This is a genomic window from Streptomyces sp. BBFR51, from assembly GCF_044591655.1.
GTDB lineage: Bacteria > Actinomycetota > Actinomycetes > Streptomycetales > Streptomycetaceae > Streptomyces.
The window spans coordinates 9,121,570-9,134,101 of sequence record NZ_CP172448.1 but is presented as its reverse complement, the minus strand read 5'-3'; the positions used below and the strand labels follow the sequence as shown (position 1 = coordinate 9,134,101).

General features: G+C 71.0%; 9 protein-coding genes. 2 read left to right on the top strand and 7 right to left on the bottom strand.

All coding sequences use genetic code 11. From position 1 onward, the window contains the following. Nucleotides 1-132: 132 nt before the first annotated feature. The 6 genes from ACGH7X_RS41210 to ACGH7X_RS41185 all read right to left on the bottom strand — a co-directional run bounded on the left by ACGH7X_RS41210 (nt 133) and on the right by ACGH7X_RS41185 (nt 6,122). Nucleotides 133-765, bottom strand: a complete 633-nt coding sequence (locus tag ACGH7X_RS41210; protein ID WP_399896344.1) for a cytochrome b — start codon at nt 763-765, stop codon at nt 133-135. After that, nucleotides 758-1,858: a catalase family peroxidase gene (locus ACGH7X_RS41205; protein WP_399896341.1), complete on the bottom strand. Its 1,101-nt coding sequence runs from the start codon at nt 1,856-1,858 to the stop codon at nt 758-760. Before ACGH7X_RS41205 ends, ACGH7X_RS41210 begins: the two co-directional genes overlap by 8 nt. 214 nt (nt 1,859-2,072) lie before the next feature. After that, nucleotides 2,073-2,705 (bottom strand): hypothetical protein, encoded by a 633-nt coding sequence (locus ACGH7X_RS41200; protein WP_399896338.1) that lies wholly within the window; start codon nt 2,703-2,705, stop codon nt 2,073-2,075. A gap of 17 nt (nt 2,706-2,722) precedes the next feature. Beyond that, nucleotides 2,723-3,982, bottom strand: a complete 1,260-nt coding sequence (locus tag ACGH7X_RS41195) for an ABC transporter permease (RefSeq protein WP_399896335.1) — start codon at nt 3,980-3,982, stop codon at nt 2,723-2,725. Continuing rightward, a complete protein-coding gene (locus ACGH7X_RS41190; protein ID WP_399896332.1) occupies nt 3,976-4,716 on the bottom strand; it encodes an ABC transporter ATP-binding protein in 741 nt (246 codons plus the stop codon). The genes ACGH7X_RS41195 and ACGH7X_RS41190 overlap by 7 nt, the downstream gene beginning before the upstream one ends. Beyond that, nucleotides 4,713-6,122, bottom strand: a complete 1,410-nt coding sequence (locus tag ACGH7X_RS41185) for a peptidoglycan-binding protein (RefSeq protein WP_399896330.1) — start codon at nt 6,120-6,122, stop codon at nt 4,713-4,715. Before ACGH7X_RS41185 ends, ACGH7X_RS41190 begins: the two co-directional genes overlap by 4 nt. 167 nt (nt 6,123-6,289) lie before the next feature. Between ACGH7X_RS41185 and ACGH7X_RS41180 the strand changes: the two genes are divergently transcribed. Both ACGH7X_RS41180 and ACGH7X_RS41175 read left to right on the top strand, forming a co-directional pair. Then, on the top strand, nt 6,290-7,015 hold the full coding sequence (locus ACGH7X_RS41180; protein ID WP_399896328.1) for a response regulator transcription factor: 726 nt from the start codon (nt 6,290-6,292) through the stop codon (nt 7,013-7,015). Continuing rightward, on the top strand, nt 7,002-8,756 hold the full coding sequence (locus ACGH7X_RS41175) for a sensor histidine kinase (protein WP_399896325.1): 1,755 nt from the start codon (nt 7,002-7,004) through the stop codon (nt 8,754-8,756). Before ACGH7X_RS41180 ends, ACGH7X_RS41175 begins: the two co-directional genes overlap by 14 nt. 79 nt (nt 8,757-8,835) lie before the next feature. On the opposite strand, the gene ACGH7X_RS41170 is transcribed toward ACGH7X_RS41175, so the two are convergent. Further along, nucleotides 8,836-12,306 (bottom strand): M28 family peptidase, encoded by a 3,471-nt coding sequence (locus ACGH7X_RS41170; RefSeq protein ID WP_399897719.1) that lies wholly within the window; start codon nt 12,304-12,306, stop codon nt 8,836-8,838. Nucleotides 12,307-12,532: the final 226 nt, after the last annotated feature.

Genomic DNA, 12,532 nt, shown 5'->3' with positions numbered 1-12,532 from the left:
CCGAGGACCGAGTACGGCGACCTCGATGGGGGGGAGTCGCCGCGCGCCCCTCCCCCCCCGCCCCACGCGCACCGCTCACCACGTCTCGAGCACCAGGCGGCGAAAGGGCCGAAGGGAGGCGCGAGCAGTGGGTCAGGGGCTCACCCTCCGCACTGCCACCGGTTCCTTCCGGGACGTCCGCCACAGGGCCATCCGGCCGAGGAGCCCGTCCCGCAGTACCAGGACGTGGACCAGAACGGCCAGCATGTGCAGGGTGAAGAGGATGAACAGCGCGTAGCCGAAGACCAGATGGGTCTCGTGCAGAGCGGAGTAGACCCCGGGGTCGGCCGGCGCGATGGGCGGCACCCGCACGCCGAGCACGGTGAACGGTGTGTCGGACGCCGACACCATGGCCCAGCCGACCAGCGGCTGGGACACCATCAGGCCGTACATCAGGCACTCGGACGCCAGGGCGGCCCTGCGCTCGCCCGTGCCCATCGACCTCGGGTGCGGGGGTGCCCGACGGGTGAACCTGTTCACCAGCCGAACCACCGCGAGCAGGAGCACGGCCATGCCCAGGGGTTTGTGCACCGACACCAGCAGGCGGTAGTCGGCCAGGGAGGCCACCATGGCCGCGCCGATGAAGAGCATGGCCACGATGAGGACGGCCATCACCCAGTGCAGCCAGCGGGAGAAGAGCGTGTACCGGTCCGGGACGTCGGCGACCGGATCCTGCGGGACCGGGAAGTCGGGGGCCGCGGACGCCCCCGCCGCGGCATCAGTCATCGCGCTTCCCCGCCACCTTCACGGCACCCTTCGTGTCCGGCTCCCCCGTACGCCGCGCGAAGGACTGCGCGTAAACGGACGAGCGGGCACTCAGCAGTGGATCACTGGACGCCTTGATGCCGCGTGGCAGGACCGTGGGGTCGAAGTTGATGTCCCGCGCGTTGCCCGACGCCCCGGTGTGGACGGAGGTGAGGGTCAGGATCCCGGTGTCCAGTGTGCGGCGACCGGCCGGCCAGGGGACGGTGGCGTCGTCGACGGGGTCCTCGGGCCGGCCGATGGTGAGCACCAGTCGCCATCGCAGCGGTCCGCTGTCGAACGCGCTGATCAGCGTCTCGAACAGCTCGTTCCTGCCGATCGGCCCCTCGCCCGCCGTGTGCACCGGCTGGAGGGGGACCATGGACCAGCGGACCGGGACGCTGCCGCCCGAATCGTTGGTGAAGTGGAAGGCGTTGAGGCCGTTGAACGTGCTGTCGGCGAAACCCGAGGTCGGCGGGTGCTTCTTGGCGAGCTCCATGGCGCGTACTGTCTCGGGATGCTCGGCCAGGAACGCGGCCTTCTTCTCCGGATCCGGTTGCCCAGTGTCCGGCAGCGCCTTGAAGGCGAGCATCCGGTCGTAGAAGCCCTGGGGGGTGCGGTCCTGGAACACGGGCAGGTTCACCATCGCGGTGCGCCACTGCTCACCGTCGGGGAGGTCGAAGCGCAGCGCCAGTCCCCGTACGGTCTTGGTGGCGTCGGCGACGTCCGGGACGCCCCCGGACAGCGAGAACCTCCCCGTCACCGGAGTCCGTCTGCCGTCGTCGAACACCACGGCCTCCGACACCGCGGTTCCGACTCCGTTGGCGACGAACTCCCCTGTGACGCTGACCCCCTTGGCGTGGTTGCGTCTGTACCCCGGATGTTTGCCGAACACGGTCTCGAACCCGTCCGCCAACCGAGCCGGCGTCAGCCTGTCCGGCGTCGCCCGTCCGCTCACGTACGCGAACGCGCCGACGTCCACCGCCCCGATACCTGCCACTGCCCCGATACCGAGCAGCGCGGTCCTGCGACGCAGCTCGCGAGCGGGTGCCGCGGGTGGTAGATCCTCATTTTCCAAGAGACCTCTCCTTCAGTTTTCCGTCCTGCGGCGCGTGAGGGCGCCGGACAATGGCGTCGTCAGGGGATACGCGGCAGGGTGCGGCGGTGTTGAAGGATTCGCAGGCTTTTCCGGGGCGGGAATCGGGGAACGGAGCCGTGGGACCGGAAAGCTGTCCTCACCCCCTCACTCATGGTGGTGGACTCCTCCTCTCCCATGGCCCGATCCGGCACGGCTACTCGCCCGTGAACGCTTGGGCCTCGCACGTGTCGACCCACTTCTGCATGTCGGCCGACGGAAGTCCTTGGTCGAAGGAGAGGATGCCGGGATCGTCGGCTGCGGGCGCGACCTTGAGGCCGTGGGAGCGCATGCACTTCAGCCACTTGTCGAACTTGTCCTGGTACTGGGGATCCTCCCGGTAGGCCCGCTGCCAGAGTTCCTCCGGCTCCTTGGCGGCACACGCCTTCTGCGCCGGTGCGAACTTCTCCTCGTTCCTCGCCACCGTCGCCGCGTCCGGCTTGCGGGGGTCACCCACTTTGCCGCTGTAGCCCTCGAGCTTCTTGTATCCGTGCTGCTCCAGACAGCTGAGGTAGACCTGGTGGAGCCTCTCCTCCTCCTCCGCCGACGTGTCGGGGCGGAGGAGGGGGCGTTCGGCCTGCGTCGCCGCCCCCGTCGGCTTCCTGTCCCCGCCGGTCACGCTCGCGACCCCCTTGTCGTCCCCCGACTCGCCGGACGAGGCCCGCGAGTCGCCGCCTCCTGCGCCACAGGCGGTGAGGAGAGTGAACGAGGCCAGCACGGCGGCCACGGTGAGACGGCGCACGAGGCCCGCCCGGTGGAACCCGAAATCTGTTCGCTTTGCATCACGCATGGTGGTCGACTCCTTGTTCATGTGGTGGCCAGCGCCACGGTGGGCGACAGGCGGGAGGCACGGACGGCCGGGTACACACCGGCCACGACACCGATGAGCACCGCGCCGGCGAACCCGCCGGTCACCGCCTCCAGCGGGATCACGGCAGGCCAGTCGCTCAGCGCCGCGTAGCCGATGGTCGCGAGGACGCCGACGACGACCCCGGTGAGTCCGCCGAGGCCGGACAGCACCACGGACTCGGTCAGGAACTGACCCCGGATCTGTCCTCGGTTGGCGCCCAGGGCCCGGCGCAGTCCGATCTCGCGGCGGCGTTCGAGCACGGAGATCACCATCGTGTTGGCGACGCCGATGCCGCCGACCAGCAGAGCCAGGCCGGCCAGGCCGACGAACAGCCCGGAGAAGGTGGCCTCGGCGGAGCGCTTGGCCGCCAGGACGTCGGACGGGCGGCTGACCAGGACGATGCTCGGGGACTCGGGGTTGACGGTGGCGGGGAGCACCGCGCGTACGTCCGCGATGTGCTTGTCGTCCGCCTGGATGAACAACTGTGTGGGGCGGCCGTCGAAGCCGAGGTGGCGGCGCGCGGCGTCCCAGCCGACCAGGACGGCCCGGTCGATATCCGGAGCCAGCGGCACGGAGTGCAGGACTCCGCTCACGCTGAACCACTGGTCGCCGAGGAGGACGAGCGGCGCCGGCTCACCGGGGCGTACCTCGGAGAAGCCCAGGCGGGTAGCTGATTTTGAGCCGAGGACGACGGTGGGGAACCGCTCGGTGACCTGGGTGAGGTACTGGCCCGAGCCGACCCTGGCGTTGAGGACGTCGAGGAGGTCGGGCCGGGCGGCCAGGACCGTCAGGCCGGACTCGTCGAGCGGGCCGACCCTGTCCGAACGCTTCACGGACGTGTGGGTGTTGGCCACTGCGGTGACGGCCTCGACGGCACCGATGCGCTCCACCATGGCGGTCGACTTCTCGGGAAAGGAGACCGGCGTGCCGTCCTGCGCCGCGTCCCGGTCCGCGACCGCCTGGAGCCGGTCGGTGCCCAGCGCGGTCAGCTCGTCGTCGAGGGCCCGCTGGCTGGAGGCCGGGATGCCGGTGACCACGATCATCGTGGCGATGCCGATGGAGATGCCGACGGCCGACAGCACCGCCCGCATCCGCCGGGTCAGGACGCCGACCAGGCCGAGGCGGAGCAGGTCGGCCGGGGAGAGCCTGACCGGGCGGGTCCAGGGGGTCTCGGGCCGGTCCGTCGCTGACCGGCGGCGTCGGCCGGGCGTCACCACGCGCTCCCCAGGGCGCCGCGCGAGACGGCAGTAGGGGCATCGGGCCGATCGACCGGGTGCCCCTCGCTCCGGTCGGCGACGATGCGCCCGTCCTGGATCTCCACCCGCCGGGGCAGGCTCGCGGCGATGTCACGGTCGTGGGTGATGAGCGCGATGGTGGTCCCCTCCTCGTTGAGCGTGGTGAGCAGTTCCAGCACCGCGACGCCGTTGGCGGTGTCGAGCGCGCCGGTCGGCTCGTCGGCGAGGACCAGTGCGGGTTCGTGGACCAGGGCGCGGGCGATGGCGACGCGCTGGCGTTCGCCGCCGGAGAGCTGGTGGGGCCGGTGATCGGCACGGTGGCCCAGGCCGACCCGTTCCAGCGCGGCGCGCGCCAGGGGCGCCCTGCGTCTGCGCGGTACTCCGGCGTAGAGCAGGCCGGTGGCCACGTTCTCGGTGGCGGAGAGTCCGTCGGTCAGGTGGAACTGCTGGAAGACGAAGCCGAGCCAACGGCCGCGCAGCGCGGACAACTGCCGGTCGGGCAGGGTGGTGACGTCGTGTCCGGCGATGACGACGGCGCCGCTGCTCGGCCGGTCGAGGGTGCCCATGACGTTCAGCAGCGTGGACTTGCCCGAGCCGGACGGCCCGACGATGGCCAGGAACTCGCCGTCCTGGATCTCCAGGCAGACACCGGCCAGCGCCTTGACTCCGCCGGGGTACTCGACCACCGCGTCGCGTACCGACAGCACCGCCGTCATGACGCGGTCACCACCCGGGCGCCCTCGGTGATGCCGTCACCGCTGACCTCCACCATCCCTCTGGCGATCAGTCCGGTCTCCACGGCCACCAGCCGGCCGCCGACGAGTTCCAGCCCGTAGCCGCCCTCGCGCAGTGCGAGCAGCGCGGTCAGGGGAACGGCGAGCACGTTGCTGCGTGACTCGGAGCCGAACTCGACCTGGACGGGAGCGGAGTTGAGGCCGCTCACCCTGCCGGGGTCCTTGAACGCGACCGTCACGGTCACGCGCAGTTCCCCGGGCAGTCCCTGTCCGGACGACGAGCTCTTGGCCGAGCTGCCGATGGAGGCCACCTCGGCGGCGGCGCTCTCACCGCCGGGCAGCCGTACCGTCACGGCGTCTCCCTTCTTCACGGCGCCGACCTCGGAGGCGCTGACGTCGACCGTGACCGCCTTGCTGGTGGGGGTGGTTCGCAGCAGGGGCCCGTCGGCCGGGTCACCGGGCTGGACCTCGGCGCCCTCCACCCGGACGGCACCTTTGAGCACCACTACGTCACCGGGTTCGATCACACCGGTGGCCGGCACACCGAGGTCGGTCTGCCAGCGTTTGACCGCGTCGATCAGCGACCGGGTGAGTACGCCGTCCTCGGAGCGGATCTTGATCGGACCGGTGGCGGACCGCTGCTCGGAGGACGTGTTGCTGTCCGTGTCCCCTCCGTCCCCCGTACCCGGCTGCGGGGCAGCGACCGACGGTCCGGACGAGGGCCGCTGCCCTCCCTCTGCGGGCGTACCCCCTCCGGCCCTCCCGTCCTGCTCCGTGCCCGATGGCCCGGTACCGCTCGGCCGCTCCGTGCCGGTCGGGGCGACCGGGCCGGTGACGGTCTCCCCCGGTCCGGGCTGACGGCCGATGTCGTAGCCCAGGGCCCGCAGGTTGTCGGCGATCACTCGGACATCACGTCCCACGGTGTTCAGGGCCTCCAGCCGCCGGTACATCGGGACGTTGCCGTAGAGGGCGGGCACGGGCCGGTCGTCGACGCGGTACAGCGACTCGCCCCGGGACACCGTGGTGCCGGACGCCGCGAGCCAGGTCACCGTGCCGTTCCCGATGCCGTTGAGGGTGCGCGACGTGCCGTATCCGAGGACGCCGTCGAGTGTCCGGGTGTCGGTCAGGTCGGTGCGGACGACCTTGACCGTCCTGGTCTCCGGTTCCGGCTCGGCCTGCGCCGCGTCGGCGCCAGACTTCCAGGGCGCCGACGCGGCGACACCCGCGCCCGTCAGGGTCAGCACGGTCAGGGCCACGGCGGTACGGATGCGCCGACGGCGCTTGCGCGGGGCCGCGTGTGCTCCGCCCCGCTCGGACTCCACAGTCGGCACGTCCCCGTCCGGCAGGGCTTTTGCGACCGGTATCGGCTCCGTCTCTCCGCCGGTCACCGACCGGGCTCCACGGCCGGGTGGGACGCGCCGACGTCCCTGGTGTGCGCTGTGACTCGGATCATGGGAGCAGAAGGTCTCACACCGTCGTCAGGCTGGTTTCACCAAGTTGTAGCGAGATTGTCAGCGTCCCGGGCCCGCCGAAACACCGTCCTATAGTCGCCGCCATGAGCGCACACATCCTGGTTGCCGAGGACGACGAACGACAGGCACAGGTCCTGCGCATGTACCTGCGGTCGGAAGGGCACGAGGCGACAGTCGTGCACGACGGGCGGGCCGCGATCGACGCCGCGCGCCGGCTGCGGCCCGACCTGCTGGTGCTGGACGTGATGATGCCGAAGGCCGACGGCCACGACGTGTGCCGGATCCTGCGCCAGGAGTCTGACATGCCGGTCCTGATGCTGACGGCGCGGTCCGGTGAGGACGACCTGCTGCTCGGCCTCGACCTCGGCGCCGACGACTACATGACCAAGCCCTACAGCCCACGCGAGCTGATGGCCCGGATCCGTACGCTGCTGCGCCGGGTGAAGGGCTCGACGCGGCAGCCGGACGACGGCGTTCTCCGGGTCGGCCCCATCACCGTGGATCCGCTCCACCACGAGGTGGTCGGCCCCTCGGGCCGCCAGGTCACCTGTACCCGCGGCGAGTTGACCGTGCTGACAACCCTGGCCGCGGAGCCCGGCCGGGTGTTCACCCGCAGGCAGCTCCTCGACCGGACCGTCGGCTGGGACTCCTCGGTGTCGGAACGCACGATCGACATGTACATGATGCATCTGCGGAAGAAGCTGGAACCCGACCCGCGCCGCCCGGAATACCTGATCACCGTTTACGGCATCGGTTACAAACTGACCCCGGGTCGCGGTACCGGGGAGGGCGGAATTGGGCCGCGTTAGGATCCGGCCGCACCTCGGGCTGTTCACCCGCCTGCTCACCACCTCGCTGCTGGTCGCCGTCTGCGCGGTGGCCGCCACGGCCTGGCTCACCGTCGCCGGCACGACCGGTGCGATCCGCGACCAGCAGGGCCAGTCGCTGGACGACGACACCCGTGTCTACGACGCCCTGATCGCATACGCGGCCACGCACACCGACTGGAGCGGCGTGCAGGACCTGGTCGGCGACCTCGCGGCACGGACCGGCCGGGCGATCACGGTGACCACGCCGGCCCGCTCCCGGGTCGCCGGGTCCGAGGAGGGTGTCCGGCTGCCCTACCGGCCGACCGCGCTGGTGGATCCGCTGCGGACGGATCCGGTCCTGTCCGACGCGGGCCCGATCGATCCGCGTGCCGTGGGCCCGTTCCTGCTGCCGGCCAAGGACCGGGGGGAGCTGCGGCGCACCGCGGACCGGATCGCCCGGTGCCTGCGCCGCGAGGGCGTTGCCGTCCGGCTCACCACCCTGCCCAGCGGACGGCCCACGATGCGGCCCGACCCCGGCCTGGACGGACGCCTCGTGTGCGACGCACTCGAGTTGAGGAAGCCCCTGCGATCGGAAAGGCTGCCACTGGACCAGGTGAACGAGCTGGCCTCCGAGTGCATGAAGCAGCAGGGCCGTGACGGACTCGTGGTCTGGGCGGACTTCTCCTGGACCCTGAACGACAGGGGGCCCAAGAACTCCGACCGCGCGGCCCAGGAGTGCGTCACCGAGGCCCGGAGCAAGCAGCTCTCCGCCTACGTCTCGCCTCCCGTGCTGCTGTTCGTCGGCGACCACGACAGCCGCAACGCCTCGGCTTTCCACCTGTCCACCGCGAACACCCTGCGCATCGCCGGTGCCGCCGGCCTCGTCCTGGCCGTCGCCGCCGCACTGACCGCCCTGGTGGGCGGGCGGCTGGTACGTCCGCTCCGCGCCCTGATCAGCGCGGCCGAGCACCCCGCGGACGTGGCCGTGCGTGTCCCGGTGACGACACGGGACGAGATCGGGCGGCTGTCCGCCGCGTTCAACGACCTCGCCGACCGCCGGGAGTCGCTCGAACGGCAACGCAAGTCGCTGGTCAGCGACGTGGCACACGAACTGCGCACCCCGCTGACCAACATGCGCGGCTGGCTGGAGGCCGGGCAGGACGGCCTCACCCCGGTGGACCAGGACCTGGTCGCGCTCCTGCTGGAGGAGGCGGTGCTGTTGCAGCACGTCATCGACGACCTGCGCGACCTCGCCGCGGCCGACACCCACAGCCTCGTGCTGCACCGTGAACCGCTGTACGTGCGGGACCTGCTCGAACAGGTGGTGGCGGCCCACCGGGGCACGGCCGGTCCGGCGGGGGTGACGTTGCGGATCGAGGTGGCCGCCGATCTGGTGGCCGACGCCGACCGGGTGCGGCTACGGCAGGTGATCGGCAATCTGGTGTCCAACGCGATCCGGCACACCCCCGGTGGCGGCCGGGTCGTCGTACGGGCCCGCGGAGAGGGCGGTGACCTGGTCGTGGAGGTCGCCGACTCCGGGGACGGTATCGAGCCTGCGGAGCTGGAGCACGTCTTCGACCGCTTCTGGCGGGCGGACAAGTCCCGCAGCAGACACACCGGCGGAAGCGGCCTCGGCCTGGCGATCGTCCGCAAGCTGACCGAGGCGCACGGCGGTTCGGTTTCCGCGGCGAGCGCCCTCGGTGCCGGCTCCGTGTTCACCGTACGGCTGCCGCGGACGTGACCTGCGCGCGTGGGAGCACGGGCGGGGCCCGGACCGCCCCCGTCTCCCCGGTCCGGGCCCCGCGCTCGTCGGGCAGTGGTCAGCTGCCCTGCAGCGTCACGTCGTCGATGACGAAGCTCGTCTGCAGGTACGCGTCCTCGGTGGAGGCGAAGGTCACTGTGACCTGCCGGCCCGCGTAGGCGCTCAGGTCGAGCGACTGCCGGACGTAGCCGCTCGCGGCGTCGGCGTTGGACCTGGTACTGACGGTGGTGCCGTCGACCTGGACCCGCAGGTGGTCGTAGGGGGTGTTCGTCGTCTCCTTCGTGTCGATGTGCAGGAAGTAGTCGAGCTTGACCGCGGCGCAGCCCTCGGGGACGGTCACCTTCTGGCTGATCGTCTCGTTGCTGGTCTTGCCCCAGCCGCCCAGCCAGCTGTACCGGGTGCCGCTGTGCGCGGACTGGCCGTCGTACGTTCCGATGGTGCGGGTGTCACCGGTCCACGGCGACGTGCCGTCCTCGAAGCCGCCGTTGACGATCTTCTGGCCGGTGTCGCAGCCGCCGCCGTCCCCGGTGACGGTCAGTGTGTACGTCGTGGTGTGCGTGGCCGACGTACCGGTGCCGGTGACGGTGAGGGTGTAGGTGCCCGGGGCGGTCGAGGCCGCGGTGGCGACCTTCATGGCGGAGCGCTGACCCGACTGGACCGTTGACGGGTCGAAGGCCACCGAGACGCCGGCGGGCGCGTTCGGCACCGAGAGCCGTACCTGCTGCGCCGAGCCGCCGGTGGTGGCGGTGGACACCTGGGCGGTGGCCGACGCGCCCGCCTTGACGCTGCCGGAGGTGGGCGAGACCGCGACGGAGAAGTCGTTGGCCGGTGCCTCGCCGCCGACCGCCTGCTCCCACAGGGTGTAGGCGATTCCGTCGGACGCGCGGTTGAGGCCGGTCGGGTTGATGTTGTCGATGGTGTCGCAGGAGGAGTGGTAGCACGGGTCGTAGGCCCGGCCCGCCGTACCACCCCACTTGGCGGCCTGCGCCGACGACTTGCGCGCGCCGGCGCCCATCGCGTAGCCGGAGGTGGCGATGTCGTAGCGCTCGAACGAGTAGTCGTCGCTGCGGCCCGCGCCCTCGGTGTTCTCCTCGGGTGCCAGGTTCAGCGAGGCCCAGTACTCCTTCATCGGCGCGGCGGCCGCGGAGTTGATGTGGTTGATGAAGTAGCCGCCGTTGGTGGAGGCGACCATGTCGAAGTTGTAGTAGGCCTTGATCTTCGAGCGCTCGGCGGAGCTGAGCGAGCGGACGTAGAAGTCGGAGCCGTTGAGGCCCTGTTCCTCGTCCGTCCACCAGGCGAAGCGGACCCGGTTCAGCATGTCCGGGTTCTGCCGGGCCAGTTCGAGGGCCGTCTCCAGGAGCGCCGCCGAGCCGGAGCCGTTGTCGTTCATGCCGGGACCGGCGGAGACGCCGTCCAGGTGGGCGCCGAACATGTAGACGCTGTTCGCGTCGCCCCTGGGCCACTCGGCGATCAGGTTGTTGCCCGCGCCGCTGGTGCAGCCGGAGGTGCAGGGCTGTTCGGCGACGGTGAAGCCGGCGGCCTGGAGTTTGCCCTTCACGTAGGCGACCGACTGGTCGTAACCGGTTCCGGTGGAGCGGCGGTTGCCGCCGTTGCGGGTCGCGATGGCCTGGAGTTCGTCGAGGTGGGCCTTCACCTTGGCCGCGTCGATGTCGGGGGCCTGGCCTCCGGGGTTGCCTCCGCCGCCGATGGTCAGGGTGTACTGCGCGGTGTGGTCGGCCGCGCTGCCGTCACCCTTGACGGTGAGGGTGTGGGTGCCCTGCGCGACGGAGTCGGCGACGGACACCTTCATGGTGGCGCTGTTGCCGGAGGTGACCGACGACGGGCTGAAGGACACCTGGACACCGGCCGGGGCGCCCGCCGCCGACAGCGCGACGGACTGGGCGCTGCCGCTGGTGACGGTGGTGGAGACGGTCGCCGTGGCCGACTGGCCCGGTTCGACGCTGCCCGAGGCCGGGCTGATCGCCATGGAGAAGTCGGAGGCCGGGCTGCCGGTGCAGGCCGGGTCCGAGGACTGGGCCGGGACGCTGATCGCGTTCCAGGCGGCCTTCGTCTTGTTGAAGAGGTCGCAGGTGGGGTCGAGGTTCTTGGCGGCGGTCAGCGTCGCGGTGCGGTAGCGCTTGTGGGTCATGCCGCTGGTCTTCAGCAGCATGCCGCCGTAGAAGATCTTGCCCGCGTTCTGGACGCCGACGCCGGTGACGGTGGAGTTGTTGCAGGTGGGACTGTCCGGCTTGCCGCCACCGGGGTTGCTTCCCTCGGCGAGCAGGTAGAACCAGTGGTTGAGGGGGCCGGCAGCCGCGTGGACCTCGGTGTCCGGGATCGAGGACGAGTAGCAGTTGGGGTCCCTGAGCCGGGAGGGGTCGTACATGTAGCGGATCGGTCCGTTGCCGACGAGGTCGACGGTCTCGCCGACCTCGTAGTCGCCGGGGGTGTCGTAGGGCGCCGGCTGGTTGGCGTACGCCTCGGTCAGGGCGCCGAAGATGTCGCCGGTGGCCTCACCCAGGCCGCTCTCGTTGCGGGCGCCGCCGGGGGTGAACTGGTCGATGCCGTGGCCGTACTCGTGGCCGACGACGTCCATCGAGCCGATCCACTCGTTCTGCTCGTTGTGGCCGATGGCGACGCTGGAGCCGTTCCAGTAGGCATTGACCGCGTTCAGGCCCACCTCGGCCGGCCAGCTGCCCCCGTTGCCGTCGTGACCGTCGCGGCCCAGCCAGTCGCGGAGCATGTCCGACTCTTTCTGCGCCGCGTACATCACGTCGACGCAGCCGGTCTCCCTGCTGCTCGCGTCGCCGTTGCCCCAGCTGTCGTCCGGGCCGGTGAACACGCGGCCGTTGCTGTAGTCGGCGCAGCTCAGTCCGGGCCGGGACGCGTCGCTGAGCCGGTAGCTGCCGCCGGACTGGCTGGTGTCGATGGACAGCGGGTTCGGGCCGTTCCACTGGCTGTGGCCGCTGCCGGCGCGTACGTCGTCGTAGGCGTCGACGACCTTGCCGGTGCGGGCGTCGACGAAGACGTGCAGCCGGCTGGGCGTGCCGTCCTCGGTGCTGCCGGTGACGACGGTCTCCCAGGCGAGCTGTGCCTTGTCGTCGGCCAGCTTCACGACCAGTTGCCGCGACTCGGTCCTGTCGGCCTTCTTCAGTTCGGCGCGGCTGGTGCGCTCGGCCGCGTCGGCCTTGATCCGTGCCTTGGTGCCGACGGATATCCGGACGTCGGTGGCGGAGCGCACGGCACGTACGTCACCGTTTTTGTCGGCCAGGACGACGGCGTCGCCGCCGACCACGGGCAGACCGCGGTAGGTCCGCTCGTAGGCGATCGAGTACAGCCCCTTGAGCCAGGGGGTGACCATCCGGCGGTCGTAGCGTTCGTCGGGTCCCTTGGCGAGGGAGTCGAATCCGCTGGCGGTGACCTTGTCGGCGGCGGCGACGGCGCGGTCCACGGGCTTCGGCCGCGCGGCGCCGGCGTTCGCTGTGGCCGTTTCGGCCGCCTGGGCGGTGGTCGCGGCGGGCAGTGCCACTGTTCCCAGGGCCACGGCCAGGGAGAGGCCCGCCACGGCGAGTCTTCGTTTCACGGGTGCTCCTCGAAAGGTGAGGGTTTCGCGTTGTGTGATCGCGTCGAGCACCCGAAGCAGGAGCACCACGTGGCAGGATCCATGACTGAAATGGTCATGGACCTGACATGGCGAGGGGAGTGCGCGCTCCTGCCTGGGCGGCCAGAACACTCACACCGGTCACGCCGGGGGT